The 25,470-nt window shown below is 62.4% G+C and carries 27 protein-coding genes; 2 read left to right on the top strand and 25 right to left on the bottom strand.

Annotation, left to right across the window (positions count from 1 at the left end):
• Positions 1 to 6 precede the first annotated feature (6 nt).
• Positions 7 to 909, bottom strand: coding sequence for a LysR family transcriptional regulator ArgP (locus tag AC07VH_RS23225; RefSeq protein WP_494787704.1), 903 nt, complete (start codon positions 907 to 909; stop codon positions 7 to 9).
• A gap of 73 nt (positions 910 to 982) precedes the next feature.
• Here AC07VH_RS23225 and AC07VH_RS23220 point away from each other — a divergent pair, with 73 nt between their 5' ends.
• A complete protein-coding gene (locus tag AC07VH_RS23220) occupies positions 983 to 1,636 on the top strand; it encodes a LysE/ArgO family amino acid transporter (RefSeq protein WP_494787703.1) in 654 nt (217 codons plus the stop codon).
• Here AC07VH_RS23220 and fliR read toward each other — a convergent pair whose 3' ends face one another.
• The 13 genes from fliR to fliF all read right to left on the bottom strand — a co-directional run bounded on the left by fliR (position 1,637) and on the right by fliF (position 12,930).
• Complete coding sequence (gene fliR, locus AC07VH_RS23215; RefSeq protein WP_475416612.1) at positions 1,637 to 2,497, bottom strand: flagellar biosynthetic protein FliR; 861 nt, start codon at positions 2,495 to 2,497, stop codon at positions 1,637 to 1,639.
• A 22-nt stretch (positions 2,498 to 2,519) separates the two neighbouring features.
• On the bottom strand, positions 2,520 to 2,789 hold the full coding sequence (fliQ, locus tag AC07VH_RS23210) for a flagellar biosynthesis protein FliQ (RefSeq protein ID WP_034754044.1): 270 nt from the start codon (positions 2,787 to 2,789) through the stop codon (positions 2,520 to 2,522).
• A 10-nt stretch (positions 2,790 to 2,799) separates the two neighbouring features.
• The gene (fliP, locus tag AC07VH_RS23205; RefSeq protein ID WP_086140146.1) at positions 2,800 to 3,576 is read right to left on the bottom strand and encodes a flagellar type III secretion system pore protein FliP; all 777 of its coding nucleotides are present in this window, start codon (positions 3,574 to 3,576) and stop codon (positions 2,800 to 2,802) included.
• The gene (fliO, locus tag AC07VH_RS23200) at positions 3,566 to 4,144 is read right to left on the bottom strand and encodes a flagellar biosynthetic protein FliO (RefSeq protein WP_489630059.1); all 579 of its coding nucleotides are present in this window, start codon (positions 4,142 to 4,144) and stop codon (positions 3,566 to 3,568) included. The genes fliP and fliO overlap by 11 nt, the downstream gene beginning before the upstream one ends.
• Entirely contained in the window at positions 4,141 to 4,575 is a 435-nt protein-coding gene (fliN, locus tag AC07VH_RS23195; protein WP_034754038.1) for a flagellar motor switch protein FliN, read from the bottom strand. The genes fliO and fliN overlap by 4 nt, the downstream gene beginning before the upstream one ends.
• Before the next feature lie 50 nt (positions 4,576 to 4,625).
• Positions 4,626 to 5,612: a flagellar motor switch protein FliM gene (gene fliM, locus AC07VH_RS23190; RefSeq protein ID WP_034754035.1), complete on the bottom strand. Its 987-nt coding sequence runs from the start codon at positions 5,610 to 5,612 to the stop codon at positions 4,626 to 4,628.
• A gap of 6 nt (positions 5,613 to 5,618) precedes the next feature.
• Positions 5,619 to 6,131: a flagellar basal body-associated protein FliL gene (gene fliL, locus AC07VH_RS23185; RefSeq protein ID WP_475416610.1), complete on the bottom strand. Its 513-nt coding sequence runs from the start codon at positions 6,129 to 6,131 to the stop codon at positions 5,619 to 5,621.
• Positions 6,132 to 6,317: 186 nt separating this feature from the next.
• The gene (locus AC07VH_RS23180; protein WP_494787702.1) at positions 6,318 to 7,580 is read right to left on the bottom strand and encodes a flagellar hook-length control protein FliK; all 1,263 of its coding nucleotides are present in this window, start codon (positions 7,578 to 7,580) and stop codon (positions 6,318 to 6,320) included.
• Between the two features lie 19 nt (positions 7,581 to 7,599).
• Positions 7,600 to 8,040, bottom strand: coding sequence for a flagellar export protein FliJ (gene fliJ / locus AC07VH_RS23175; protein ID WP_494787701.1), 441 nt, complete (start codon positions 8,038 to 8,040; stop codon positions 7,600 to 7,602).
• A 32-nt stretch (positions 8,041 to 8,072) separates the two neighbouring features.
• On the bottom strand, positions 8,073 to 9,389 hold the full coding sequence (fliI, locus tag AC07VH_RS23170; protein ID WP_227742184.1) for a flagellar protein export ATPase FliI: 1,317 nt from the start codon (positions 9,387 to 9,389) through the stop codon (positions 8,073 to 8,075).
• 89 nt (positions 9,390 to 9,478) lie between these two features.
• Entirely contained in the window at positions 9,479 to 10,180 is a 702-nt protein-coding gene (locus AC07VH_RS23165) for a flagellar assembly protein FliH (protein WP_494787906.1), read from the bottom strand.
• A gap of 43 nt (positions 10,181 to 10,223) precedes the next feature.
• Positions 10,224 to 11,222 carry a flagellar motor switch protein FliG gene (fliG, locus tag AC07VH_RS23160; RefSeq protein WP_034754023.1) on the bottom strand — a complete coding sequence of 333 codons (999 nt, stop codon included), beginning with the start codon at positions 11,220 to 11,222 and terminating at the stop codon, positions 10,224 to 10,226.
• Positions 11,215 to 12,930 carry a flagellar basal-body MS-ring/collar protein FliF gene (gene fliF, locus AC07VH_RS23155; RefSeq protein ID WP_058049019.1) on the bottom strand — a complete coding sequence of 572 codons (1,716 nt, stop codon included), beginning with the start codon at positions 12,928 to 12,930 and terminating at the stop codon, positions 11,215 to 11,217. Before fliF ends, fliG begins: the two co-directional genes overlap by 8 nt.
• Positions 12,931 to 13,267: 337 nt before the next feature.
• Between fliF and fliE the strand changes: the two genes are divergently transcribed.
• Entirely contained in the window at positions 13,268 to 13,570 is a 303-nt protein-coding gene (fliE, locus tag AC07VH_RS23150) for a flagellar hook-basal body complex protein FliE (RefSeq protein ID WP_474295863.1), read from the top strand.
• A 143-nt stretch (positions 13,571 to 13,713) separates the two neighbouring features.
• On the opposite strand, the gene AC07VH_RS23145 is transcribed toward fliE, so the two are convergent.
• The 11 genes from AC07VH_RS23145 to AC07VH_RS23095 form a co-directional block, all read right to left on the bottom strand.
• Complete coding sequence (locus AC07VH_RS23145; protein ID WP_475416608.1) at positions 13,714 to 14,460, bottom strand: flagellar brake protein; 747 nt, start codon at positions 14,458 to 14,460, stop codon at positions 13,714 to 13,716.
• 25 nt (positions 14,461 to 14,485) lie between these two features.
• Positions 14,486 to 14,809 carry an EscU/YscU/HrcU family type III secretion system export apparatus switch protein gene (locus tag AC07VH_RS23140; protein WP_494787700.1) on the bottom strand — a complete coding sequence of 108 codons (324 nt, stop codon included), beginning with the start codon at positions 14,807 to 14,809 and terminating at the stop codon, positions 14,486 to 14,488.
• The gene (fliK, locus tag AC07VH_RS23135; protein WP_494787699.1) at positions 14,802 to 15,983 is read right to left on the bottom strand and encodes a flagellar hook-length control protein FliK; all 1,182 of its coding nucleotides are present in this window, start codon (positions 15,981 to 15,983) and stop codon (positions 14,802 to 14,804) included. The genes AC07VH_RS23140 and fliK overlap by 8 nt, the downstream gene beginning before the upstream one ends.
• Before the next feature lie 26 nt (positions 15,984 to 16,009).
• Positions 16,010 to 16,336, bottom strand: coding sequence for a flagellar protein FliT (locus tag AC07VH_RS23130; RefSeq protein ID WP_475416606.1), 327 nt, complete (start codon positions 16,334 to 16,336; stop codon positions 16,010 to 16,012).
• A 3-nt stretch (positions 16,337 to 16,339) separates the two neighbouring features.
• Positions 16,340 to 16,786, bottom strand: a complete 447-nt coding sequence (gene fliS, locus AC07VH_RS23125; protein WP_489630063.1) for a flagellar export chaperone FliS — start codon at positions 16,784 to 16,786, stop codon at positions 16,340 to 16,342.
• Positions 16,787 to 16,808: 22 nt separating this feature from the next.
• Positions 16,809 to 19,484 carry a flagellar filament capping protein FliD gene (fliD, locus tag AC07VH_RS23120; RefSeq protein WP_494787698.1) on the bottom strand — a complete coding sequence of 892 codons (2,676 nt, stop codon included), beginning with the start codon at positions 19,482 to 19,484 and terminating at the stop codon, positions 16,809 to 16,811.
• 230 nt (positions 19,485 to 19,714) lie between these two features.
• Positions 19,715 to 20,086 carry a flagellar protein FlaG gene (locus AC07VH_RS23115; protein ID WP_494787697.1) on the bottom strand — a complete coding sequence of 124 codons (372 nt, stop codon included), beginning with the start codon at positions 20,084 to 20,086 and terminating at the stop codon, positions 19,715 to 19,717.
• Between the two features lie 84 nt (positions 20,087 to 20,170).
• On the bottom strand, positions 20,171 to 21,640 hold the full coding sequence (locus tag AC07VH_RS23110) for a flagellin N-terminal helical domain-containing protein (RefSeq protein WP_475417961.1): 1,470 nt from the start codon (positions 21,638 to 21,640) through the stop codon (positions 20,171 to 20,173).
• 480 nt (positions 21,641 to 22,120) lie between these two features.
• Positions 22,121 to 22,777, bottom strand: a complete 657-nt coding sequence (locus tag AC07VH_RS23105; protein WP_489630065.1) for a PEP-CTERM sorting domain-containing protein — start codon at positions 22,775 to 22,777, stop codon at positions 22,121 to 22,123.
• A gap of 226 nt (positions 22,778 to 23,003) precedes the next feature.
• Positions 23,004 to 24,575, bottom strand: a complete 1,572-nt coding sequence (locus AC07VH_RS23100; protein WP_326456714.1) for a diguanylate cyclase — start codon at positions 24,573 to 24,575, stop codon at positions 23,004 to 23,006.
• A 198-nt stretch (positions 24,576 to 24,773) separates the two neighbouring features.
• Positions 24,774 to 25,421 carry a response regulator gene (locus tag AC07VH_RS23095; RefSeq protein ID WP_034753998.1) on the bottom strand — a complete coding sequence of 216 codons (648 nt, stop codon included), beginning with the start codon at positions 25,419 to 25,421 and terminating at the stop codon, positions 24,774 to 24,776.
• Between the last annotated feature and the right edge of the window lie 49 nt (positions 25,422 to 25,470).

The following is a 25,470-nucleotide window of genomic DNA, read 5'->3' as shown; positions in this document are numbered from 1 at the left end:
GGTCACTCAGGGCGGCAGCAGGCCCGTGCGGGCGGCGGCCAGGATGGCGCCGCTCAAGCCGTCGAGCAGGCTCGACGCGGCGCGTGCCGTATGCCAGTGCAGCGCGACGTCGAGCGGGGTGTCCGGCAGCAGTTCGACCAGGCTGCCATTGTCGAGATGCGGCTGGATCAGCGCCTGCGGGTGCAAGCCCCAGCCCATGCCGGCCAGGCCGGCCGTGACGAAGGCATGCGGCGAGGGCAGGGCATGGCGCGGCAGCTCCACGTGCCGGTGGCACAGGCGCCGCACCCAGCGCGCTTGCAGCTCGTCCTTGGCATTGAACACGAGGCTGGGCGCCAAGGCCAGGCTGGCGGCGCCCACGCCATGGGCAAAGTACCGTTGCAGGAAGGCGGGGCTGGCGGCGGCCAGGTAGCGCATGGCGCCCAGCGGGCGGCTGTTGCAGCCCGATGCGGGCCGGGCCGTGGCGCTGACGGCGGCCAGCACGGCGCCGCTGCGCAGCCAGTCGGCCGTATGGTCCTGGTCGTCGACGGCCACTTGCAGCAGCACCGGTTGGGCGGCCGCGAAGGCGGCGATGGCGGGCGCCAGCCAGGTGGCCAGGCTGTCGGCATTCACGGCGACGGGCACGCTGGCGCGCGACACGCCCAGTGCTGTCTGCGCCAGCGCCGGCAAGGCGCCCTGCAAATCCTGTTCGAGCAGTTGCACCTGGTCCACGTGCTGGCACAGGCGCCGGCCCGTGTCCGTGGCGCGGCAGGGCTGGTCGCGTATCACCAGCGCGCAGCCGACGCGCTCTTCCAGCAGGCGGACGCGCTGCGAAATGGCCGATGGCGTCACGTGCAAGGCGCGCGCCGCGCGCTCGAAACTGCCTTCACGGATCACTGCGGCCAGGGCGCTGAGCGATGCATAGTCGAGCATGGATGAAGTTTTCCTTAATTGGCAACAGAAAAGGTAGTTTGCCTTCATTGCGTGCGGCAGGCAAGATGCGTGCATGACACTCTTGACCGCCGCCACCCCACCCGTCTTTTCCGTCTTTCTCCAGGGCTTGACCCTGGGCCTGGGACTCATCGTTGCCATCGGCTCGCAAAATGCCTTTGTCTTGCGGCAAGGCTTGCGCCGCGAACATGTGGGTGCCATCGTGCTGTTTTGCGCCCTGGCCGACGCGGCGCTGATTGCCGCCGGCGTGCTGGGCATGGCCCATGCGCTGGGGCAGCGCCCCTTGCTGGCCAGCGCGCTGGCGCTGGGCGGTGCCGTTTTTCTGGCCGTCTACGGTTGGCAAGCCCTGCGGCGCGCCCGCCGGCCGCAGCAGCTGCGCGCGGCCGAAGGCGGGGGCGGACTGGGCCTGGGCGCCATCCTGGCCCAGGCGGCCGCATTTACCTTGCTCAATCCGCATGTCTATCTGGATACGGTATTGCTGGTGGGAAGCATCGGCGCCCAGCAGCCGGGCGCGCTGCGCGGCTGCTTCATCGCCGGCGCCAGCGCGGCCAGCCTGCTGTGGTTTGCATCGCTGGGCTATGGCGCGCGCTGGCTGGCGCCGTGGTTTGCGCGGCCCCGGGCCTGGCAAGTGCTCGATGGCTTGATCGGCGTCACCATGTTCGTACTGTCGGCGCTGTTGTTGCGCCATGCGCTGGGCTGGCAGCCCTGATCAGCGCGCAGGCGGCAGCGGCGCCGGTGGCGCGGGACGCAGGGGATTCGGCGGCGCGGGCGGGGGCGGCCGGTCGCGCGTGGCAAAGCCGCGCGGCAGCAGCCGCGCCGTTTCTATGCCGCGCAGGAACATGTTCTGGAACGGCGTGGCCAGATAGGGCAGGACCATGCCGATCACCAGCAAGCCCACGCCCAGGGTGACGGGAAAGCCGATACCGAAGATGTTCAGCTGCGGCGCGGCCCGCGTCAAGATGCCCAGGGCCACGTTGGTCAGCAGCAGGGCGGCGATGATGGGCAGCGAAATCTGCAGGCCGGAACGGAAGATTTCCCCGCCCCAGGCCGCCAATTGCTGGAAACCGCCGCCGCTGATGGGACTCGATGAAATCGGCAGGCTGACGAAGCTTTCCGCCAGCGCCGCCAGCAAGACCAGGTGGCCGTTGACAGTCAAAAACATCAACGTGGCCAGCATGACGAGGAACTGGCTGATGGCGGACGACCTGCCCTTGGTTTGCGGGTCGAAGAACGAGGCGAAGCCCAGGCCCATGGTCAGACTGCTGAGTTCACCGGCCATTTCAATGGCGGAAAACACGATGCGGATGGAAAAGCCCATGGCCAGCCCGACCAGCATCTCTTGCGTGAGGATCAGCAGACCGGGCAGGGACATCGGATTGACGGCAGGCAAGGCCGGTACGGTGGGGGCGATGATCATGGCCAGCAGCGCGCCCAGGGTCACCTTCACGCTGGCGGGCAAGGCCGCGTTGCCGAACAGGGGCGCGGCCGCGATCAGGCCGAGGATGCGACTAAGCGGCCACAGCAGTGCTGCGATCCACGTGTTCAGTTCGATGCTCGACAGGGTCAGCATGGCGTATGCCGCGGCACCATGCCTAGCCGACCAGGTTCGGGATGCCGGTGAATACCTGGCGCATGTAGTCGAGCATGACGGAGAGCATCCATGGACCGGCCACGACGATTGCGACGAAGATGCCGACCAGCTTGGGAATGAAGGACAGGGTCGCCTCGTTGATCTGCGTGGCCGCCTGGAAAATACTCACGATCAAGCCGATGATGAGGGCGACCAGCAGCATGGGCGCGGCCACCATCAGCGTGATTTCCATCGCATGGCGGCCCAGGGTCATGACGCTTTCGGGTGTCATCGTAATTCCCCTAGTAAAAACTCTGGGACAGCGAGCCCAGCAGCAACTGCCAGCCATCGACCAGCACGAACAGCATCAGCTTGAACGGCAGCGAGATCGTCGCGGGCGACATCATCATCATGCCCATCGACATCAGCACGCTGGCGACCACCATGTCGATGATCAAGAACGGGATGAAGATGGCAAAGCCGATCTGGAACGCCGTCTTCAGTTCGCTGGTGACGAAGGCGGGTACGAGGATGCGCAGCGGCACGTCTTCCGGACCTTGCAGGGCGGCCGAGCGCGACATCTTGGCGAACAGGGCCAGGTCGGCCTGGCGCGTCTGCTTGAGCATGAAGGTTTTCAGGGGATCGACGCCCTTGTCCATCGCCTGCTGCATGGTGATCTTGTTTTCCTGATACGGTTGATACGCATCCGTATAGATCTTGTCGAACACGGGCCCCATGACGAACAGGGTCAGGAACAGGGCCAGCCCCACCAGTACCTGGTTCGGCGGCGCCGATTGCGTGCCGATGGCCTGGCGCAGCAGGGACAGCACGATGATGATGCGCGTAAAGCAGGTCATCATCAGCAAGGCCGCCGGCAGGAAGGTGAGCGACGTCATCAGGATGAGCGTCTGCACCGGCAGCGAGTAATTCTGGCCGCCGCCCGGCGCCGGCGTGCTGTTGAACGCAGGAATGCCCGGTTCGGCCAGCGCCCACAGCGGCAATGCCAGGGCGGCGGCCGCCAGCAGCCAGGTCAGGGGAGTCTTCAAGGTGGACCACGCCATCTGCTGCTTATTTCCCATTGCGTTTTTCGATGGTCTGTTTCAGCCACTCGGAAAAATTGGCGGCCGCGGGGCCGTTTTGCGCCGTCGCCAGTTGCGGCAATTCGCCTTCCTGGCGTGGCATGGTGGCCAGCGCGTTGATCCTGCCGGGCGAGGCGCCGACGACGATCCACTGGTCGGCCACTTCGACGAGGACGATGCGTTCGCGTCCGCCCAGGTTGAGCGAGCTGACGACGCGCATCTTGCTGTTGCCGCCCATGACCTTGGGGCCATAGCGTTTCATGAACCAGGCCAGGCCGATCAAGAGGGCCAGCACGAACACCAGCGCGAAGATGGTTTGCAGCAGGCTGCCGGCCGAGCTTGTCGGCGCCATCGTCATGGGCGCGCCGGGGGGCATGGCGGGCAGGGCGGCGGCAGGCGAAGTGGCCGGCACCGTTGCTGCGGCAACAGGCGGTGTCTCGCTTGCTGCCGCGACGGAAGCGCTGGCGGCGCTGGCCGCCGGTGCCGATGCGGCTGCCGGTTCCGCGTGGGCAATGCTGCATGCCGCCAGCAGCGGCAGCAGGGTGGAAATCAACAGGCCAGGCTTCATTTATTCAATTTTCGGATGCGTTCGGAAGGCGTGATGATGTCGGTCAGGCGGATGCCGAACTTGTCATTGACCACCACCACTTCGCCCTGGGCGATCAGGCAGCCGTTCACCAGCACGTCCATCGGTTCGCCGGCCAGGCCGTCGAGCTCGACCACGGAACCCTGCGCCAGTTGCAGCAGGTTCTTGATGGCGATCTTGGTGCGGCCCAGTTCGACAGTCAGCTGCACCGGGATGTCGAGGATGAAATCGATATCGTTGTGCGTTTCCGACTTCGATGCCTGCTTGGAAAAGTCCTTGAACACGGCGGCGCTGGCCGCGCTGGCCGTATTGGCGGCCTGATTCTGCAGCGCTTCGGCTTCCGCCTTGGCCTGCTCGGCAATGGCCGCGCCCCAATCGTCTTCCGCGCTTTGGTCGTCTTGGTTGTCAGACATGTGTTTCTCCTGTTGTACAGATGCGGGCCGCAGCGCGGCCCGGGTATTTCTTAATGGTTATTCATATTGTCGGCGTTAGCCAGCAACTTTTCGACTTTGAGCGCATATTGTCCGTTCAACACGCCATACGTGCAATCCATCACGGGCACGCCGTCGACGGTGGCGGCGATCAGTTCAGGGATATTCAGGGGGATGATGTCGCCCACCTTCATGTTCAGGATTTCGTCGAACGACACCCGCGCCGTGCCCAGCGAGGCGACCAGCTCCACTTCGGCGATCTGGATCTGCTGCGTCATCAGGCGGATCCAGCGCTTGTCCACTTCCAGCGCCTCGCCCTGCAGGCTCGAGGTCAGCGAATCGCGGATCGGCTCGATCATCGAATACGGCATGCAGAAGTGGATTTGTCCGGAAACGGAGCCCAGTTCCACCGTAAACGTGGAGGCGACTACGACCTCGTTCGGCGTGGCGATGTTGGCGAACTGCGTGTTCATTTCTGAACGGATATATTCGAACTCGACGGGGAAGACCGGCTCCCACGACTTGGTGTACGCCTCGAAGACGATGTCGAGGATGCGCAGGATGATGCGCTGCTCCGTCTGCGTAAAGTCGCGCCCTTCGACGCGCGTATGAAAGCGTCCGTCGCCGCCGAACAGATTGTCGACCAGCAGGAACACGAGGCCTGGATCGAAGACCATCAGGGCCGTGCCGCGCAGCGGCTTCATGTGTACCAGGTTCAGGTTGGTCGGCACCACCAGGTTACGGATGAACTCGCTGTATTTCGAGACGCGCACGGAACCGACCGACACTTCGGCGCTGCGGCGCAGGAAGTTGAACAGGCCCACGCGCAGCAGCCGGGCGAAACGCTCGTTGATAATTTCCAACGTTGGCATCCGGCCGCGCACGATGCGCTCCTGGGTTGCCAGGTTGTAGGTACGAACTCCCGTGACATCTTCCGGCGCCTGCGCGTCGTCCTGGTCTCCGTTGACGCCCTTCAGAAGGGCATCGACTTCTTCCTGGGAGAGGAAATTATCGGCCATGGCTGCTTATTGAATGATGAATGCGGTAAATAATACGTCCGTCACGTCCTGCTCCGGCCCTTTGTCCTCGAACGGCTGGTTCACCTGATTGATGATTTCGGCCGCCAGCTGCTGCTTGCCTTCCACGGTATTGAGTTCGGAAGCCTTCTTGCCGGACAGCAGCAACAGCAAGCGGCTGCGCACCTTCGGCATGTTCAGCTTGATCGTATCCATTTCTTCCGGACTGGCCACCTGCAGGGTAAACGCGATCTGCAGATATTGCTCGCCATTTTCCGGCTGCAAGTTGACGGTGAAGGCATCGACGGGCACGAAAACGGGCGGACCTGCCTTGGAAGCGGCATGTTTTTTCTTGTTGGGCGCCGCTTCTTCCTTATCGGCCTTGCCATGCAGGAAGTACCAGGCGGCACCGCCGCCAAGGCCGCCGGCCACCAGCACCGAGGCCAGCACGATGATCAGAAGCTTCTTTTTCGAGGCGCCGGCGGGGGCCAGGCCTGCATCTGCTTTCGGATCTGCTTTCATTTTTGGATTTGCTTTCAATGGTACTCGGGTGCATGGAAGTGGATCACGACGCCATTATGTCATTATCGGCAAATTCTGCGCAGAAGGATGCAGTGAAAAGAGGGCGGAAGCGCCCTCAACTCGCTGTTTTTATACGAAAAGTTATGCCGTGGGGCGCGCCTGTGGCCTGCGGACGACGAATTGTCCTCAGGCAAAAGTATCCACGGCACTCAGGCTGGGCCGGCCGCGCGTACCGGTCGCCGGCGCGATGGCGATCTCGCCACCGGAAACGCCGCCGCCCTGGCCATTGCCACGGCGTTCGCCCGGGGCGGCGCGTTCTCCATTGTTTTGCTGTTCCGGCGTGCCCGCCGAGACGGTGGCGCTGCCGAAGGCGATGCCCGCTTCGCTCATCATTTCGCGCAGGCGCGGCATGGCCGCTTCCAGCGCCTGGCGTACTTCCGGCTGGGCCGACATGAAGGCCGCGTCGGCCTGGTCATTAGTGACCGTCAAGACCACTTGCACGGGTCCCAGATCGGGCGGATTCAGGGTCAGGGTGGCGCTCTGGTCGCCGCCGGCCGCCATCCACACGACTTTCTGCCCCAGCTGCTGGTCCCAGGCCGGCGAGCCGACCCGGCCCGTCAGCTTGTCGGCCGGCACGGCCACGGCGGCCGCGGCCTGCTGCAGCGCACCCGGCTGCAACTGGGCCGCCAGGCGGCTCAGGTCGGCAGGCGTTTCCTTGATGACCGGTTCGGCCACGGCGGCGCCCGCCTTGGCGCTGGCGGCCAGTTGCGCGTCGATGGCCAGCTTGCCCGGCTCGGTCTTGCCGCTTGGGACGCTGGCGCCTGGCGTGGCTGTTGTCTTGCCTTGGGCCTGGCCCAGGCTGCCGGCAAAGTCGCCGTCGTCCGCTGGCGCGGCGGCGATGGCCTTGCCGCTGCCCTGGCCGGCTGCCAGCAAGGGGCCGCTTGCCGGGCCCTTGCCGTCGGCCTTGCCGCTGGCGCGCGCGGGCAGTTCCGGCACGGCCTTGGCCGCTGGCGGCTGGATGGCCAGCTGGATGCTGCCCACGAGGGCCAGCATGTCGGCGGCCGGATCGGCTGGCGGTGCTGCCTCGGCGGGGACGCTGGCCTCGGCCGGCGCGTTGTCGCCGGTCGCTTGTGCGGCTGCCTCGGCAACTGGCGCTGCCGGCTGGCCGCCGTTGGCGGCCGGTTCGGTGTCCGCTTGCGCCGGCTTCGCTTCGTTCGCCGGCGCCTGGGCCGCGGTGGACGGCGCGGCGGCGGGAGGGCTGGCGGGACGGGCCGCCGGCGCTTGGACTTGCGCCGTATTGCGGCTGGCCTGGCGCTGCTCGATCTGGCGGTTCAGGGTGCGTTGGAAGTCGCCCGCCGTGCCGCTGGTGGACGGCTGGCTGCGGTTGGCGGCGCCCGGCGTGGCGTTCGGCGAGACGATCTGGGAAATCGGTGTTGGCTGGGTTTGCATGATGCTGCCTCAGTGTTGCTTAGCGTTTGTAATAGGCTTGTCGCGCCGCGTGCTCATCCATTGCTTTCTGGTCGCGCTTGTTTTCCAGCTTCAGCGCCTGTTCCTGCGCCCGGTTGTTCAGGGTGGTGTACGACATGCGCTTGCGTTCGGCCTGCTGCCAGCGCATCTTTTCATTCTCGCTGCGCGCTTGCGCATGTTCGACCACTTGCTGCTGGCCCAGGATGGCGCTGTCGAGCTTGACCATGAAGGCCTGGAAGTTGCGGTAAGCCATGGGCGTGATGCCGCTGCTCATGCTCGTCTCGAAACGCTTGGCATAGTCGTCGCGGTAGCCGGACAGCATGTCGAGCTTCTGGCGGCAATCGTCGAGCGCTTTCAGGGCCGCGCCCAGGCGCTTGGCGCAATCGTCCGTTTCGCGCTGGGCGAGGTCGATCAGGGTTGCAAGTTGGGAAGGAGAAGCCATGGCTGATTATATTCCCGCTATGCAAGTCCTAATCAGTCGAATAGAGCGGTAAGTTGCCCCAAGCTCTCGTCCATGCTGACCCGTTCCGTGATTTGCTGCTGTAAAAACGCTTCGATCTTTTCATGCAGCGCGATGGCCTGGTCCAGCACGGGGTCGGTGCCGGCGCTGTAGGCGCCCACGCTGATCAGGTCGCGGCTGCGTTCGTAGCGCGAATACAGCTGTTTCAGCTTGCGCGCCTGCTGCTGGTGTTCATGCGTGGTGATCGAGTGGGCGGCGCGCGAAATCGATTGCTCGATGTCGATGGCGGGGTAGTGGCCCGCCTCGGCCAGGCGCCGGTTCAGCACGATATGCCCGTCCAGGATGGCGCGCGCCGAGTCGGCGATCGGGTCCTGCTGGTCGTCGCCTTCGGTCAGCACGGTGTAGAACGCGGTGATCGAGCCGCCGCCTTCCTCGCCATTGCCGGCCCGTTCCACCAGCACGGGCAGCTTGGCGAAGACGGACGGCGGATAGCCCTTGGTGGCGGGCGGTTCGCCGATGGCCAGGGCGATTTCGCGCTGCGCCATGGCGTAGCGTGTCAGCGAATCCATGATCAACAGCACGTTTTGCCCCTGGTCGCGGAAATGTTCGGCAATCGCCGTCGCATACGCGGCCCCTTGCAGGCGCATCAGCGGCGGCGTGTCGGCCGGCGCGGCCACGACGACGGAACGGGCCAGACCTTCGGGGCCGAGGATTTGCTCGATGAATTCCTTGACTTCGCGGCCCCGTTCGCCAATCAGGCCGACGACGATGACGTCAGCCTCCGTGTAGCGGGCCATCATGCCCAGCAGCACGCTCTTGCCCACGCCGGAACCGGCGAACAGGCCCATGCGCTGGCCACGGCCCACGGTCAGCATGGCATTGATCGAGCGCACGCCCACGTCGAGCGTGTCGACGATGGGCGCGCGGCCCAGGGGATTGGCGGGGCGCACGTTGATGGGGGCGCTGTCGGTCGTGTGCAGCGGACCGAGCTGGTCCAGCGGACGGCCCGCGCCGTCGAGCACGCGGCCCAGCAGCTGCGGTCCGACGGGCAGGTGGCGCGCGCGGTCGCTGGGGCGGCGGCGCGGGTGCGCCACGCTGCCGGGGCGGGGAATGGCCGGTTCGACGGAAAATACGCGCGTGCCGGGCACGATGCCCTCGACGTCGCTTTGCGGCATCAGGAACAGGCGGTCGCCTTCAAAACCCACCACTTCCGCCTCGACCCGGCCGCCATTCGGCAGCGGCACGGTACAGGCGGCGCCGACGGCCAGGCGCAGGCCCACGGCTTCCATCACCAGGCCGGCCACGCGCGTGACCCGGCCTGAAATCTGCATCGGCTCGACAAAGCCGACCACGGCCGAACAGTCGCTCAGGTAGGCGCGCCAGCGCGCCGCATGGGCCGTGGGGCCTTTGACGGGCTCGCTCACGGCGCCAGCCAGTCCAGGTCTTTGCCCAGCGCATGCGTCAGGCGCTGCCAGCGGGTGGACGTCTGCGCGTCGATCTGGTTGCTGGCCGTATCGATCTTGCAACCGCCGCGTTCCACGGACGGATCTTCGATGACGCGCCAGCCACCTTTGTCGAGCTCATCGCCGATACCGTCGCGCACGACTTGCGCGTCTTCCGGGTTGAGCATCAGCAAGGCAGGTTGTTGTAGCACAGGCAAGTATTCGATGGCTTCGCGCACCATCGGCAGCATCAGTTCGGGACGCACGGGCAAGGCCGTCTTCAGCATGCCCTTGGCCAGCTGCAAGGCCAGTTCCATGACGTCGTTGGCGATCAGCTCGTCGGCGTGCTGCACGGCCGTGCCGAAGTCGACGGCGATGGTCTGCAGGTGCGCCAGCTCCACGGCGGACGTCGCCTTGCCTTCCGCGTACGATTGCGCATGGCCGTCGGCGTGCCCGGCCGCGTGGCCTTCCGCATAGCCGGCTGCGCGGCCTTCCTCGAAGGCCGTGGCACGCGCCTCTTCGCGGATGGCGTCGAGTTCTTCCTGCGTCGGGTATTCGAGCGGCGGGGCCGGCTCTTCCTCTTGCAGCTCGGCAAATGGGTCGAACTCGGGCTCGGGTTCCGGTTCGAGCAGCTTGCGCGCCGCCACCACGCTGGGACGCTCGTCGCCAAACGAGGTCATTTCCCAGCGCTGGTAGGCGGTTTGCTGCTCTTTGGGAATCAGATTAGACAAACGAATCCTCGCCTTTTCCGCCTAAGACAATCTGCCCCTCGTCCGCCAGGCGGCGCACGATCTGCAGGATCTGTTTCTGCTGCGATTCCACTTCCGACAGGCGCACGGGGCCTTTCGACTCGAGGTCTTCGCGCATCATCTCGCCGGCGCGCTGCGACATGTTCTTGAAGATCTTGTCGCGCAACTCCTGCGAGGCGCCTTTCAGGGCGATGATCAGCATTTCCGACTGCACTTCGCGCAGCAGCAGCTGGATGCCGCGGTCGTCGATATCGATCACGTTGTCGAACACGAACATTTCGTCCATGATCTTTTGCGCCATGTCATTGTCGTAATTCTTGATATTGTCCATGACGGAGCCTTCCTGCTCGCCGCTCATGAAGTTCAGGATCTCGGCCGCCGCGCGCACGCCGCCCAGCGACGATTTCTTGATGTTTTCGTTACCCGACAGCAGTTTCGTCAGCACGTCGTTGAGTTCGCGCAAGGCGGCCGGCTGCACGCCGTCCAGGGTGGCGATGCGCAGCACCACGTCGTTGCGCAGGCGGTCCGTGAAATGGCCGAGGATTTCGCAGGCCTGGTCGCGTTCCAGGTGGACCAGGATGGTGGCGATGATCTGCGGGTGCTCGTTGCGGATCAGCTCGGACACGGATTGCGAATCCATCCACTTCAGCGATTCGATGCCGGACGCATCCTTGCCGCCCAGTATGCGCGACAGCAGCACGGACGCCTTGTCGTCGCCCAGCGCCTTGGTGAGGACTTGTCGGATGTATTCGTCCGAATCGAGGCCGACGGTGGAATTGAGTTCCGTCTGCGCGCGGAAGTCGCCGAGCACCTCGACCACCTGTTCGTGCGCGATGCCCTTCATGGTGGCCATGGCGGCGCCCAGTTTCAGCACTTCGCGCGGGCCGAGGAATTTCATCACCTCGGCCGCTTCGCTCTCGCCCAGTGCCAGCATCAGGATCGATGCTTTTTGCAGTCCCGTTGTCTCAGTCATTATTGCCTATCCATGCTTTGATGACGTTGGCCACCACGCGCGGGTCTTCCTGCGCCAGTTTCCGGGCCATCGCCAGGTTTTCGCGGTAGCCGCGCGCCGTGTCTTCTTCCAGTTCTTCCAGCTCCGCTTCGCTGAGCAGGACCTCGTTTTCTTCGCCGTCCTTGGCCAGTTCCGGCTCGATGACGGGCGGCGGGGCGCCGAAATCGTCGATCTTGCGCATCACGGGGCGCAGCATCGGGCGCACGATCTTGATGAAGATATACAGCAGGATCAGGGCCGTGATGAGGAATTTTGCCAGTTCCTTGGCCAGCGGCAAGTTGGCCGGGTCGCGCCACCACTCCAGCTTGCCTTCCGGCGCGCGGTCGATGCCGTCGAACGGCGAGTTGGCCACGCTGAAGCTGTCGCCGCGTTCCTTGTTGTAGCCCATCGCTTCCTTGACCAGATTATTGATCTGGACCATTTCGGCAGGGGAAATCGGCTTGACCGTGACCTTGCCATCCTTGTCGAAGCTGCGGCGGTAGTTGACGACGACGGCCACCGACAGGCGGCGCAGGCCGCCCATGGATTTCTGTTCGTAGCGCACGGTCTTGTCGACTTCGTAATTCGTCGTCGATTCCTTTTGCGTCGGCGCCGTCGGTGCGCCGCCCGGGGCGCCCGGCGCCTCGGCCGTCAATGGCGCCGTGGCTACGCCCGGCGGCTGGTTCGACAGCGCGCCCGGCACGCCGGACGGGTTAGCATTGCCGGCGCCCGTCGATTCGCTCGTTTGCTGGCTGCGGATGGTGGACGCTTCCGGCGGCGAGTTCGGCTTGTAGGTTTCGGCCGCCTGCTCGCTTTGCGAAAAATCAACATCGGCCGTCGCTTCGGCGCGCACATTGCCTTCGCCGACGATGGGCAGCAGGATCGATTCGACCTGCTTGATCACGCTTTGCTGCAATTGCTGCACGTACTTCAGCTGGTTCGGATCCAGGCTCTTGATGCCGTTGGCGCGGTCCTTATCCTTTTCCTGGTTCGACAGCAAGGTGCCGGCCTGGTCGACCACGGTGACATTGATCGGCAGCAATTCCGGCACGCTGGACGCCACCAGGTGCACGATGGCGCTCACCTGCAGCTGGTCCAGGCCGCGGCCCGGATGCAGGTTCAGCAGCACCGAAGCCGTCGGTTTTTGCTGTTCGCGCACGAAGACGGATGGTTTGGGCAGGGCCAGGTGGACTCTGGCCGTATCGACGGCGGACACGGATTCGATCGATTTCGCCAGCTCGCCCTCGAGCGCGCGCTGGAAATTGACCTGTTCCAGGAATTGCGAGACACCGAGCTTCTGGTTTTCCATCAGCTCGAAGCCCACGTTGCCGCCCTTCGGCAAGCCTTGCGCCGCCAGCTTCAGGCGCGCGTCGTGGACTTGCTCGGACGGCACGAGAATGGCGCCGCCGCCTTCGGAAAACTTGTGCTTGATGCCCAGCTGGTCCAGCGATGCGGTGATGGCGCCGCCGTCGCGGTCCGTGTAGTTGGAAAACAGCACCTTGTACTCGGGCGGCTGGTTCCACATGTACAGGGCCACGCCGATGGCGATCAGCGCCGCCACGCCCAGGCCGCGCAGGAAATTCTTGCCCATCGGCGTCTTGGCGAAGGCTTGCACGGATTCCACGGGCGAGCGGGCAGGCGCCGGTTCCGGCGGTATGCGGTTCACATCGATTTCTTCGGCTACAGCCATGATTGCCTTCCGGGGCGCGTGTATTTACGTATGTTAGGTAGTGCGTGGGGGCCGCTTCCACTGGAGGAGGGGCGATATGCAGAATTATCCGCCACTGTCACGCGCTTCAATCGTCCAAATAGAAGGCGCTTTTGCCGCCTGCTCGGCCGAGCGGCTGGCGTTGGCGCTGGTATTGTGGAACCCTGGCAACATGTGACGGAAGTTATTGTACCCGTCGTTGCCTTGCAGGCTGGAGTTTTGTTCTCTGGGTGCAACAGGCAAGGAACAGTTATGCAGCAGACCAGAATCGGGAGGCGAAGTGAAAACAGGCGGTATCGATAGCAGCAGGATCGAGGCGATGATCGCGCAACTGAAGTCGGCGGCCACGCGGCCGGAGGCGAAAATACCGGCGATCCAGACCGAGGCTCCGGCGGCGAAGGTGAATTTTGCCGACGCCTTCAAGAGCGCGCTCGATTCCGTGAGCGGCGCGCAGAAGGCCTCGTCGGCGCTGGGCCAGCGCTTTACCATGGGCGACGAAAAGGTCAGCCTGTCGGACGTGATGGTGTCGATGCAGAAGTCGAGCATCGAATTCCAGGCGACCGTGCAGGTGCGCAATAAATTAGTTTCTGCGTATCATGAGATCATGAACATGCAAGTTTGATATAGGCAAGTGTATTGGTATGTAACGAACGCCTTACAAACCGTAGCGAGCGGAAGCCAGTTGTGGCCGAGAAGCGGAACTGTACTCTAGTACAGTGAGCATCGCAGGCCGCAAATGGCGACGCGCAGTAGGTTTGTAAGGTGTTAACCTAACCCCGCCATGCGGGCGTTGCGTTCTCGTTCAAGCCGCGTGATATAGCGCTGCACGTGCGCCAGCATGCTGCGCGGCAGGTCGACGAACTGGCAGCCCAGGCGGCGGTTCAGCTTGTTGTTCAGCAGGGTCATGTCCAGCGAATTGCGAATTTGCAAAGTTGCGGTGACGATGCCGACGTCGGGCAAGTCGATGCGGCAGCCGGGATAGTCCCTGCCGATGGTCTCGCCCAGCATCAGTTTATTGTCGAGGATGGCGATGCCGCCGCAGCTGATGTCGGCCAGCGGGAACAGCGTGTCGGCGCCGCCCAGCGAGGGGGGCAGGGGAATCGCCACGCGCACGGGATTGCTCACGGGCGTCGTCATGCGGTAATACTCGCGCCGCTGCAAGCGGATCAATGTTTCTGGAATGGCAATTTTCAAGGCGGGCGTGCCGCCGTAGTTGCACTCTTCCACCAGGGCGCTGGCAAACAGGATGCGGATCTTGTCGAGCGAGGTTTCAAACGAGATGCCCGTGGCGGCCACCATGCGCCGGTTCTGGTCGGCGTTCACGGAACGGTCGAGGATGACGGTATTGCGTTCGGCATCGACTTCCAGGATGGAAGTGACGCACACATCGGATTCACCGTGGATCAGCATGCGGATCAGCTGGTTCTTTTCGCTGATGCCACGCAGCAAGGCGATGATTTCCCGCCGCGATTCCACTTCAAAATCATGCCAGTTTTCGAGGCCGGAATCCATAATATGTGCTTGCATTGATGCCTGTCTATGTATCGGTGAGGTTGACGCTGGTGTCGGGCGGCGGGATGGGCCCGCCATTCGCAGATTCAATATGATATAACCAGGCCAGCAGTTCCGCAATCGCCCGATACAGGCCCGGCGGAATCTGGCGGTCCAGGTCGACATCCATCAGCAAGGCCACCAATTCCTTCGATTCATGCACGAAGACGCCGTGTTCGCGCGCCGTGCTGATGATCTGGTCCGCGATCAGGCCGCTGCCCTTGGCCACCACCTTGGGCGCCGGCGTGCCGCTCTGGTAGGCGAGGGCGACGGCCGTCTGCGGCACCTTGCGCTTGGTGTCGTCAAGCATCGTCTTCTCCAGCCGCTGCCTGCGGCTTGCCGGCGATCGTCAACGATGACAATGGCCAGCCGGCCGCGGCTAGCGACGCTTCCAGGCGCGCCGCATGCTGGCGCAGGGTGTCGGCGCTGGCTTCGCTGCCGGCCTGCATCTGTATGGCCACGCTGCCGCCCTGCAACACCACGTGCGCCGCCAAGTCGCCCAGCAGCGGGAACTGGAAGCGCACATTGCTGCGCCAGGCCGTCGCTTCCTCGTCTCCGTCACGGCCCTCGTGCTGCTGTCCCTCCGGCGCATCGCGGCTGATATCCCACTGCATCTTCTGGCCGGGCCATGCTTCGCCTTGCCACTGCACGCGCGCCTGTTCGTGCGTATGCAGCTGCAGATTGATCAGTTGCGCCGATGCCAGGTCGGTGCCCGTCCTTGGGATGTCGCCCTGTGCCGCCTTCTGCATTTGCGGCTCCAGCAGCAGCGAGGCCAGCGGCCGCTTGCCTTCGGCCCATTCGGCCACGTGCGATTCGTAGAACAGGCCGCTGCTGCCGACGGCATCCTGCAGTTTCTGCGCCACCTGGGCGGGATTGGCGCCCGGCGTGGTCATCAGCGGCGTCTTGCCGACCAGCGCCAGGGGCGCGCCGGGCACGCTTTCCGCCTGGCTGAGCACGCTGCTGATGGCGCGCGCGGTGGTGCTCAGTTCGGGCGCCGGCGTGTCGCCGGCCAGGGCGGGCAGCAGATTGGCCGGCGTCAGGGGTGCGCGGCTGAGCAGGGTGGCGGCCGTGCTGCTGGCGCGCGTGCCGGCCTGGGCGGCGCCTGCCTGGGGGCCGCGCAGGTCGGCTGCCTCGGGCTCGGCTTCCGCGTCCGCATACGTCAGCAGGGTGCCGGCGGGCTGGTCGCGGTTATTGCCGATTTGAAAAGAGGGGCGGGGATTGATGCCGATCAAGGTCAGCGGGATTTCCGTGCCCGCCTGGGCGCCGGCCGGCAGCTGCATGCGGGCCGGCGTGCCGGCCACGCGCACGAGAAAGCTGCCGTCGCCCATGCGGGCCAGCACCTGTCCCTGCATGGATTTGCCGATCAGTCCCTGCAGCGAGCGCTGGAACTCGGCCTGGCGCGGGTCGGCCACGGCATCGGCCGGACGCGTGACCTTGACCGGGGTCAAGGGTGTCATGCCGATCGCATCCATCTTCGGCAACATGATAGCTGACCTTGCCCCGTGGGCGTTTAGACGCCGTAGGCGTTGACCAGGCGCCGCTCGGTGCCCGTGCTGCTGATCAGCTTGGACAGTTGCGCCATCCACGGCATGGTCAGGTCGCGGATCTTGCGGTCGTCTTCCAGGATCTGCTTGATCAGGGCGACCTTGCGCTGGCGGCCGGCGCTTTCCAGCACGATTTTTGCTTCATTCGCCTTCAGCGCGGCCACATGCGCGCTGACTTGCTGCTCCAGCGCTTCGAGCGCGTCCCAGTCGGCGTTGCCGGCGGCGGTCACCATCCGGCCCGTCAGGGACTGCATGGTTTCGTAGGTGGTCAGGACTTCTTGATGGGTCATCATGGATCAGGCGCTCGCAAGGCTGGGCATACGTTTCAGATCGGCGCCGGGAATGGCGGCGGGGGTGGAACCAATGGCGTTCCAGGTTTCACGCAAGTCGGTGAGCAGGCGCTGCACTTCTTCCAGCACGCTGATATCGTTGTTCAGGTTGGCCGTCAGCAGGCGCGCGCTCATGTATTCATACAGGGCGTCGAGGCCTTCGGCGATCTCGCCGCCCGCGTCCTTGTCCAGGCTGGCGCGCAAGCCATTGTCGATGATCTGGATGGCTTTCGAGATGGACTTGCCTTTTTCCGGCACATTGCCCGATTTCATGTGCACTTGCGCGCTGAGCACGGCCACCAGGGCGCCGTCGTACAGCATCACGATCAGCTTGTGCGGCGAGGCCGAGACGATGCCCGTTTCCAGGCCGACCTTGGCATAGGCGTTGACGCCGCGTTGTTGGGTTCCAAACATGTAATTCTCCTGATGATTGGGCTTAACGGTTGGCGGCGATGGCGGCCAGCTGCTGGGTCAAATATGATTGCGTGGTCGCCAGGCTGCTCAGAGTCACGTCAAGGCGCGAATACTGGGCGCGGTAGCGCGCCTCGATCGTGCTCAGCTTGTCCGAGAAACGCTGGCGTTGCTCGGCCACTTGCGTGATGCTGTCGTTGATGCCTTTGGTGCGGCTGGTGATCATGCCGCCCGTGCCGAGAAAGGACGTGGCCAGATTGTTCAGCTGATAAGCGTAGCCTTGCGAAAAACTAATATTGCCGCGTGAACCGATGGTGCCGCCGGTAATTTCTACTTTCAAACCTTCCGCTGGCGATCCGGCGGCCCCAGTCAGACTCTGGCCGGACCCGACGACCGGTTGTCCGCCTATGGTGCCGGCCACGTCAGTGCCGACGGTTGGCGTGGCGCCGCCGAACAGGCCGTCAATGGGCGTGCCCGTGCCATTCGAAATGGCAATATTGGAGACGGAGCCATAACGGGCTGATGCCACGCTGAGCTTGCCGTCGCCATCAATAGTGGCGGCCACCGAGGAACCCGTATCGGAAAAGGTCTTGATGCCATTGATCGACGACTGGATCAGGCTCGCCAGTTGAGTGGGGGTATAGCTGCCGGCAGGAATGATCACCTTGGCGGTATTTTTCGCCACCGCCGGCGTGCTGTCATTCAGGGTTACGTTCCACACGGTATCGCTGCCAATCACGGTGCTGGCGGGCAGGGCCGCATTGCCTTTCAGCGTGCCCTGGCTGGCCATGTTCGTCACGTTCAGCGCATACGTGCCGGGCTTGGTGGCCGAGGTGGAACTGGTGAAGGATACGGTGCTGTCGGTGGTCTTGCCCAAGGCTGCAAACAGGCCAGCGACATCGGAAAAGTTCGCGCCAATTGCCTTGTCCAGCTTGGCCGTGTCCAAGGTCAGGCTGCCATCCTTTTGAAACGAAATGCCGACCTGGCTCATGGTGGTCAGGTTACCCGTCAGGCCGGTAATCGGCATGCCCATCTGTTTGCGCAACTGGCTCTGGATGGAAAGGGCGGTGGAGTCTCCCAGCAGCAGGCCGGCTGCCTTGGTATCGGGATCGTACGAGGTCAGCTTGGCCATTGCCGTATTCAACTCGTTGTACGCCTTGACGAAGGCATTGATGCTGGTCTTGACGGTGGAAATGTCTTTTGAGACGGAAAGGTTGGTTGAACCTACCTTCGCCACGTTGATGGTCACGCCCTCGATGGCGCTGTCGATGCTGTTCGAACTATTTGTGATGGGAATGCCATTGACGCTGAGCTGCGTATTTTGCGCAGCGCTGTTCTGTTTCAAGTTTTGCACGCCGGAGGGGTCATACGCCAGCAGCGCTGTCAACGCGCTGTCGGCTGGCTGACCGTCGCTGCCGCTCAGCGTGATTTTCATCGCCGAACTGGCGCCCGTCTTGGTCGACGCAAGCACCAGGTGAAAAGGCTTGTCCGTGCCGTCTGAGACGATGCTCGCTGTTACGCCTAGTCCGGCGTTGTTGATGGCGTCGCGGATACCTTGCAGGGTATTGTTGCTCGAATCGATCACCACCGACCCCGTCGACTGGTTGCCGTCCTGGGTGAAGTTGGTATCCATGTAGGCGCCGCCGGAGCCGGCCGTCAAGCCAGCGGCGGCAGGGTTGCTGCCGCCGATCGTGATGGGGCTGGCGTTGCTGGAAGCCAGTGTGATCGAGCTGGCGATGGTGACATTGGAGCCGTCATTGACGGCGCCGGCCGCGTGCCCTATGCCGCCGCGGGTGTCGCCCGTGACGACTTCTTCAATGTTCAGGTTGGAACCGTCGGCACGCGTGAATTTCAGGGTGCCGTCGGCGGCCTTGCCGGTGACCGTGATATTGGCCGCCGCCAAGGCATTCGAGACGGAATTCGGTCCCTCCAGCGTCGTGTCGAGGCTGGCAGCAGTCAGGCCTGCGCCAGCCGCCACATTTTCACCTTGCGTGAAGATCTCGACGCCACCGACCGACAGCGAGTAGCTGCTGCCTGCGGCTGTGCTGACATTGCCAAAAACGCTGAACATGGCCGGATCGGACGATACCGGTTGTGCCGTGGCCGTGACGCCGGTGGTGCTGCTCTTGGCATTGATGGCTTCGGCCAGTGCACGCGCGCTCTTGGTGGTGGCGTCAGTGGGGATGGCCGTGCCGTTGATGCTCAGCGAACCGTTGTTAATGCCGGTGAGCAAGGTATTGCCGCTGAGTTTGGTACCAGCGAGGCCAAAGGTGCCGCCGCCAACCGAGCCAAGCTGGAAGGAAATGGTGGTTTTGGCACCCAGGCCAATATTCGAAAGCTTGCTCGACATGCCGCTCGTGGTCAGTGTCTGCGCCTGTGCCATCTGGCTGACATTGATGTTGTAGCTGCCGGCGACGGCCTTGGCGCCGGCCGTTGCCGTCAGGATCAACGGATCGGTCGGCGTGGCCGACACTGCCCGGAAGTTATCCGTTTTGCTCAGCGAAGAGAGCGAATTCTGGAAGGTGCTGATCGTACCGCTCAGAGTGCCGAGTGCACTCAGCTTTGCCTGGTACGAGGCGGTTTTTTTGTCGTAGGTACCCAGTGGCACCGATTCCGCCGTCATCAGCTTCTCGATGATGGCATTCACATCCAGCGTGCTGTTGCCGATGCCTGGAGAGGATAAGGTTGGTGTGATGGCCACTGCATGCTCCTAGGAAAACACTAATATAAGCTGTTATCGGCAGATTCAATCAGGACTTGAGAGGGGGATTTACCGCGTTGTTTTCAATTCGGGCCAGAATGCGGGCTGGCGCGTGAAAATGATTGTTAAACTGGAATAATAATACGGGGTCCGGCAGGCAAGCTGCGGACCCCGATGTCGTGCCGATGCATGGCGATACACTGCTGCGCGTACGGACGGAGCTTCATCGGTCAGACGCTTTGACTGATCAGGGAGCCTTTGGCCGAGTCGAAGGCCTTGGCCAGCGCCAATGCTTCCTTGGTCGGGATCTGCCGCAGCACTTCCTTGGTTTCCTGGTCTATCACTTTGACCACCGTGCGCTGGCTATCTTCATCGATGGCAAATTCCAGGCCCTGCGTCTTGGTTTGCGATGACTGGTTCAGTTCTGATACCGCCTGATCCAGCTGGGCACGGCTTGGTTCCGGGCTGTGTTGCTGCAGTGTCACTGCGTCATGGGTGTCGGCGCTGCGCGGTGCGGCGCTGCGGGCCGGCGGTATGTCTGCCGAGGTGTAACTTTTATCAATCCGGCTCGCCGGGGCGGCCGCTATCGTCTCAATAGTCATGGTGCTCTCCTAGTGAAAATTCCCCTGCCGAAAAAATCCGGCAGGGGAACCTGAGTCCTGCGATGTTACGAGGCTAATCGAAGATTAGCCGCGCAGCAGGCTCAGCACGCCGTTAGGCAGCGAGTTCGCTTGCGCCAGCATGGCGGTACCGGCTTGTTGCAGGATCTGGCCACGGGTCAGGCTGGCCGTTTCCGCAGCAAAGTCGGTATCGACGATGCGGCTGCGCGACGAGGACAGGTTTTCCGTGGTCGATTGCAGGTTCGAAATCGCCGACGAGAAGCGCGATTGCAAAGCACCGTACTGGGCGCGTTGGCCGTTGACGCGGGCCAGGGCTGCATCAGCAACTTTCAGTGCCGATTGTGCGCCATCAAACGTGGTGACGTCGATGTCAGCAACGGAGCTCAGTTTCGATACACCCGTGGCGCCCGTGCCGGTGGCAAATGCGGAAGCATCGGTCACGGCGAAGCTGCTGTCCGAATCGTAGGTCACGTGGCCGTTGACGACTGCCGTGGCAGCTGCTGCCGTAGGCGTGACGCCAGCTACCACTGCGTTGGTCGTGTGGTTGTAGCTGCCGACGGCGAACGTCGTATTAGCCGCTGTGCCGGAGTTTTTCAAGTTGATGTCCGCGCCGGTGGCATGGTTCAGCTTGATACCGCCGTTTTTGGCATCGTATTCGGCGGTAATGCCGGTTTTTGCCGATTGCGCATTGAAGGCGTTGATACCTGCGGCATAGTCCGAGGCCGTTTGACCGGCGCCAACCGAGAACGAAACGGTCACGGCGTTGGCGTTGTCGCCTTTTACATCGATCGAATACGCTTCGTTCGAACCCAGTGCCAGGTTGGCTTCGGTGGATGCCGTTGCCGTCACGCCGGTGCTCGACGTCAGTTTGTTCACGCCGGCAGCGATACCCTTGGCCGTTTCAGTGGCGGCGGTGGTGTTATAGGTTGCCGTACCGAGCGAGCCGGAAATCTTGATGGCCTTGGTGGCGGCATCGGCGTTCGAGGTGGCGAGTACAACGGCCGAGTCGTTTGCAACGCGGTTATTCCCGTAGGTATTCGTCAGGAAGTTCGCGCCACTGGCGGAAATCAGCTGATTCGCGTCGGCGCCGACCTGGAAGTTGGCCGTACCCATGGTGCCATCCAGCAGCGCCTGGCCGTTGAACGAGGTGGTTTGGGCGATACGGTTCAATTCCGAGCTCAGTTGGCCAACCTCGGTTTGCAGCGCCTGGCGGTCGCTCGACGAGTTGGTGGCGTTCGACGATTGCACGGCCAGTTCGCGGATACGTTGCAGGATGTCGCCCGAGCTCGACAGTGCGCCCTCGGCCGTTTGAGCCAGCGAGACGCCGTCGTTGGCATTGCGGGTGGCTTGGGTCATGCCGCGGATTTGCGACGTCATACGGTCGGAAATCGCCAGACCAGCAGCGTCATCCTTGGCGCTGTTAATACGCAGACCTGAGGACAAGCGTTGCAGCGAGGTGCTCAGGGCCGACTGCGAGGTCGACAGGTTGCGTTGCGAATTCAGGGACGAGATGTTGGTGTTAATTACTGCAGCCATGATAATTCTCCAGACAGGTACTACATTGCGCTATGTGCTATTCACTTTGGCCTGCCCCGCTGTTCCGGGGCAATCAAGCCGCTGTTGTTTAGGGTAACGGTTGCTCTGCGGGAAAATTTATGGCGAAAAACGCTTTAAATTTTAATTTTTAGCCCTTCAGTTTGCCGCTGGCCGTGCGCTAGACGACATGGTTTAGAGAAACTTGAGGGTAGAAAAAGTTTTATTTTCATATCGCAGGGATACTGCCGAAGCGCTGGAACGGGAGAAAATGTTGTTGTTTTGGAATGGAGAATGCCGTCCAGCCGGGTGGCGGGACGGCATGTGACGTGGAATGGGCGTCATCGGCCACTATCCGGGCCTTCGTTGGGCAGGAGCAGGGACACGCTGCGGTAAAGGTGATCAGGATCTTTTTAAAGAAGTAATAGGGCGAACGCCGTGTTCGTAGCCAATCCATAGCATGTTATTCGTCAGTTGTTGCGTTCAGGCTTTCCGACGGCGCCGTATGATGAAACCCATCATGCCTAAACCGGTAAGTAACATGGCATAAGTTTCGGGTTCGGGAACTGCGGAGGTAAAAGTCAGCGACAACTTTTGAGCACCTGACGGGAAAATGGTGGCGTCAGTCCAGTTTTGTCCCTCGATGGCGGACTTCATCATGAATCCCACAGGCGTGCCATTCTTGTAAGCCTTGTTCAGATATTCTGTCAGGTCGATGGGTTTATTTTGCTTTTTGTCGGTTGCTGTCTTTGCTACCAATCCTCCGATGGCTTTTGGAGCGGTGTAATAATTAAAGGATACCCAATTACCATCGGTAAGATACACCTCCATGCTACGGCCAGTCGTCGGTGTCCATAACAGCCCTGATGTCAGGGTGAGGGAGGGGTCGTAGGCGGGTAAGATGAATTTCTCATACAGGCGGGTATATCCACCGCCAAAGACAGCCCCTACGCCACCATTATCGAAGGTATTTGTGGTGCCGTTGTTGTAAAAAGTTGATAGATGCGTGCTGCTTGAAATGGAAATTTCTTTGACCGCAGCCTGGGAGGACGCTGGCATGATTGCAGCCATACAGATTGCGAGTGCGAGTACCTTATTTGATGCTTTATCATTAATGCACTTAAGTAAATCTCTTTTCATATGACATGCCCTAAATTGGTTGATTTAATAAAAATGTTGATATAATTGCAATTATACTGCCGTGTGTAATCTCTTCCCATAACAAATGGGATTGCTATCTTATATTGGCAATTGAGTCATTAAAACGATTTCGGTTAATTTTTTGGTAATTGGCCGAATAAGTTTTATCGATAGTGTTCGAAACAATGTGATTGAGATGCAGTGCATTGCTCCGCACTGCAGGAACTCAGTCGGCCACCACCACCCGGTTCTTGCCCGTCTGCTTGGCCTGGTACATGGCGCGGTCGGCGCGCTTGACAAGTTCGGCCTGGTCTTCGTTGGGCAGGCGCAGGGCCACGCCGGCGGAGAAGGTGATCAAGACTTTTTCGTTGTCGTGCAAGAAGAAATGCCTGGTCAGCTCGCGTTGCAAACGCGTCATCGTCGACGAGGCAGCCTCGACCGTGGTTTCCGGCAGCAGGATGAGGAATTCCTCGCCGCCGAAGCGGGCGATGACGTCCATCGAGCGCAGGGTTTCCTTGACGATCTTCACCAGGTGTTTCAGCGCGGCGTCGCCGGCCAGGTGGCCATAGGTGTCGTTCAGGCGCTTGAAGTCGTCCAGGTCCAGCATGGCGATGCACAGCGGCGTGCCGCGGCGGTCCGAGCGGGCCGTCTCGCGCTCGAACACGTCGTCCAGGCCACGGCGGTTCAGGCTGCCCGTCAGCTGGTCTTCCCGCACCAGCTCGCTCATATGCTGGAGCTTGGCTTCCAGCGTGTGGATGCGCTGTTCCGCGTCCTGCACTTCCTGGCGCGCCAGCACCATCTTGTCGCGCGCGCGCAAGGCTTCGTTCTGCACCATGCGCGTTTCGCGCAAGACTTCGTCGAGAACGCTGTTCAGTTCGCTGATATTTTCCGCCTGGCTGATCTTTTCCGAATAGCCGCCGATCTTTTCATGGAAGTCGCCCGTGCTGGCCGCCACTTGCCCCAGGCGGTCGATGAAGGTCATCATCATGTTCTTGACCGTCAGCTTGACGTCGGACAGGCTGTGCTTGAGCTGGCTCTGCTTGTAGATGACTTCCTTCAGGCTGCGCGTGGCGTCTTCCAGCGCGCGCTGGTCGAGCGGACCGGCGATCAGGTTTTGCACGGCGTCGACCTGGCCGCGCAGCCAGCTGTCGTCGTCGAGCAGCTGGCTGACGTTGTCCAGCAGTAATTTGAACAGGCGCAGCAGCAATTCCTGCTGCTCGGCCGTATCGCCGCTTTTCAGTTCGATCTGGTAGCACAGCTGCTTCAGGCGCAGGGCCGCTTCGTTCAGCGCTTCTTCCGTATGCGCCTGCTTGATGGCCGCGCCCAAGGACTCTGCCTCTTCCACGAGCGCGGGCGTGCCCGTCAGCAAGGTGGCGACGGCAAAACCCAGGGTGCGGCTGAGCAATTCACGCAGGGTGCGCGTCTGTTCGCCGTCCGGCAGGGGCGGCAATTCGATGCCGCCGCTTTTCTTGACCTGTTTCTCGGCCAGTTGCGCCAGGGTACGTGCATAGCCATCCCAGTCGCGCGCTTTCAGGGCGCGCTGAAAACGCTTGCCAAAGTCGCCCAGTTCGCCCGCCGATTCGCTCATCTTGGCGGCGAATTGCGTGAGGACGTTTTCCGCACCGCTCTCCGTGGGTGCGCTGGCGGCCAGCACGGCTCCCGGCGTAGCCGGCGTCTCGGCCGCTTCGCTGATGCCCGCGATTTCATTGTAGATGTCGCGGTAGGCGCTCGGCGTGGGGGCGATGCGGCGCGTGGCCAGGCGGCGAAACGCTTCGCGGGCGATATCGGCCGGGTTCATCGCCGCGGCGGCGGTATTCGTGGCGCCAGCGGGAGCGCCTGCTGGTGAAGATGGCAATTTACTGGACATGTAGGCACAGCCTTTTCAGATATTTCTCATTATCCTCATGATATGCGAGTTGGCAAAGAACTTATTGTGCGAGAAGCAAGGAGAAGTCCTGTCAATTCGCCCGATGCCAGCGGGCATGCCGCTTTGCCGTCAATCCACCAGCTGGTTGCGGATGGCGTAATGCGTCAGTTCGGCGCTGTTCTTGAGTTTCATCTTGACGAGTAAACGGGCGCGGTATTCGCTGACGGTTTTCACGGACAATTTGAGCTCTTCGGCGATGGCGCCCACCGCCTTGCCCGAGGCAATCATGACCAGGGTCTGGTATTCGCGGTCCGACAAGGTGTCGTGCAAGGCCGTTTCGTGGTCTTCACCCACCGTGTTGGCCAGTTCCTGCGCCAGCGAGGCGCTGATGTATTTCAATCCCTGCGCTACCTGGCGGATGGCCGTGACCAGTTCGCGCGGCGCGCTCTGTTTCGTCAGGTAGCCGGCCGCACCCGCCTTGAGCGAGCGGATGGCGTACTGGTCTTCGCGGTGCATGGAGAGCATGAGCACGGCCAGTTCCGGCTTTTCCTTCTTGATCTGCTTGAGTACCTCGATGCCGCTGCGGTCGGGCAGGGAGATGTCGAGCAGCAACACCTGGCATTTCGAGCCGCGGAACAGTTTGATGGCGTCGTGGCCATTTTCAGCCTCGCCGGCCACGATGATGTCCTTCGTGTCGGCGAGGATTTGCTTCAAGCCTTCGCGCACGATCGCGTGATCGTCGGCGATGAATACCCGGATGGTGGCTTTTTCTTTCATGACTGCGTTGTTTCCTATCTGAATCCCTGCGCCCTGCGGCGGCCCTGTG

It is taken from the genome of Janthinobacterium sp. GW821-FHT03C10 (genome assembly GCF_059420865.1).
The sequence above is the reverse complement of the archived record's forward strand: the minus strand, read 5'-3'. Positions and strand labels throughout refer to the sequence as shown.

What these genes read in the sequence shown, in the direction of transcription:
- fliN (WP_034754038.1), bottom strand. Translation starts at nt 4,575, where the DNA reads ATGTCTGACAACCAAGACGACCAAAGCGCGGAAGACGATTGGGGCGCG.
- AC07VH_RS23095 (WP_034753998.1), bottom strand. Translation starts at nt 25,421, where the DNA reads ATGAAAGAAAAAGCCACCATCCGGGTATTCATCGCCGACGATCACGCG.
- AC07VH_RS23115 (WP_494787697.1), bottom strand. Translation starts at nt 20,086, where the DNA reads ATGACTATTGAGACGATAGCGGCCGCCCCGGCGAGCCGGATTGATAAA.
- fliL (WP_475416610.1), bottom strand. Translation starts at nt 6,131, where the DNA reads ATGAAAGCAGATCCGAAAGCAGATGCAGGCCTGGCCCCCGCCGGCGCC.
- fliE (WP_474295863.1), top strand. Translation starts at nt 13,268, where the DNA reads ATGATCGCGCAACTGAAGTCGGCGGCCACGCGGCCGGAGGCGAAAATA.
- fliM (WP_034754035.1), bottom strand. Translation starts at nt 5,612, where the DNA reads ATGGCCGATAATTTCCTCTCCCAGGAAGAAGTCGATGCCCTTCTGAAG.
- AC07VH_RS23145 (WP_475416608.1), bottom strand. Translation starts at nt 14,460, where the DNA reads ATGGATTCCGGCCTCGAAAACTGGCATGATTTTGAAGTGGAATCGCGG.
- fliS (WP_489630063.1), bottom strand. Translation starts at nt 16,786, where the DNA reads ATGTTTGGAACCCAACAACGCGGCGTCAACGCCTATGCCAAGGTCGGC.
- fliF (WP_058049019.1), bottom strand. Translation starts at nt 12,930, where the DNA reads ATGGCTGTAGCCGAAGAAATCGATGTGAACCGCATACCGCCGGAACCG.
- AC07VH_RS23220 (WP_494787703.1), top strand. Translation starts at nt 983, where the DNA reads ATGACACTCTTGACCGCCGCCACCCCACCCGTCTTTTCCGTCTTTCTC.
- AC07VH_RS23225 (WP_494787704.1), bottom strand. Translation starts at nt 909, where the DNA reads ATGCTCGACTATGCATCGCTCAGCGCCCTGGCCGCAGTGATCCGTGAA.
- AC07VH_RS23165 (WP_494787906.1), bottom strand. Translation starts at nt 10,180, where the DNA reads ATGACCTCGTTTGGCGACGAGCGTCCCAGCGTGGTGGCGGCGCGCAAG.
- fliI (WP_227742184.1), bottom strand. Translation starts at nt 9,389, where the DNA reads ATGCAGATTTCAGGCCGGGTCACGCGCGTGGCCGGCCTGGTGATGGAA.
- AC07VH_RS23100 (WP_326456714.1), bottom strand. Translation starts at nt 24,575, where the DNA reads ATGAACCCGGCCGATATCGCCCGCGAAGCGTTTCGCCGCCTGGCCACG.
- fliJ (WP_494787701.1), bottom strand. Translation starts at nt 8,040, where the DNA reads ATGGCTTCTCCTTCCCAACTTGCAACCCTGATCGACCTCGCCCAGCGC.
- fliG (WP_034754023.1), bottom strand. Translation starts at nt 11,222, where the DNA reads ATGACTGAGACAACGGGACTGCAAAAAGCATCGATCCTGATGCTGGCA.
- fliQ (WP_034754044.1), bottom strand. Translation starts at nt 2,789, where the DNA reads ATGACACCCGAAAGCGTCATGACCCTGGGCCGCCATGCGATGGAAATC.
- AC07VH_RS23110 (WP_475417961.1), bottom strand. Translation starts at nt 21,640, where the DNA reads ATGGCTGCAGTAATTAACACCAACATCTCGTCCCTGAATTCGCAACGC.
- fliR (WP_475416612.1), bottom strand. Translation starts at nt 2,497, where the DNA reads ATGCTGACCCTGTCGAGCATCGAACTGAACACGTGGATCGCAGCACTG.
- AC07VH_RS23180 (WP_494787702.1), bottom strand. Translation starts at nt 7,580, where the DNA reads ATGCAAACCCAGCCAACACCGATTTCCCAGATCGTCTCGCCGAACGCC.
- fliP (WP_086140146.1), bottom strand. Translation starts at nt 3,576, where the DNA reads ATGGGAAATAAGCAGCAGATGGCGTGGTCCACCTTGAAGACTCCCCTG.
- fliO (WP_489630059.1), bottom strand. Translation starts at nt 4,144, where the DNA reads ATGAAGCCTGGCCTGTTGATTTCCACCCTGCTGCCGCTGCTGGCGGCA.
- AC07VH_RS23140 (WP_494787700.1), bottom strand. Translation starts at nt 14,809, where the DNA reads ATGCTTGACGACACCAAGCGCAAGGTGCCGCAGACGGCCGTCGCCCTC.
- AC07VH_RS23105 (WP_489630065.1), bottom strand. Translation starts at nt 22,777, where the DNA reads ATGAAAAGAGATTTACTTAAGTGCATTAATGATAAAGCATCAAATAAG.
- fliK (WP_494787699.1), bottom strand. Translation starts at nt 15,983, where the DNA reads ATGTTGCCGAAGATGGATGCGATCGGCATGACACCCTTGACCCCGGTC.
- AC07VH_RS23130 (WP_475416606.1), bottom strand. Translation starts at nt 16,336, where the DNA reads ATGATGACCCATCAAGAAGTCCTGACCACCTACGAAACCATGCAGTCC.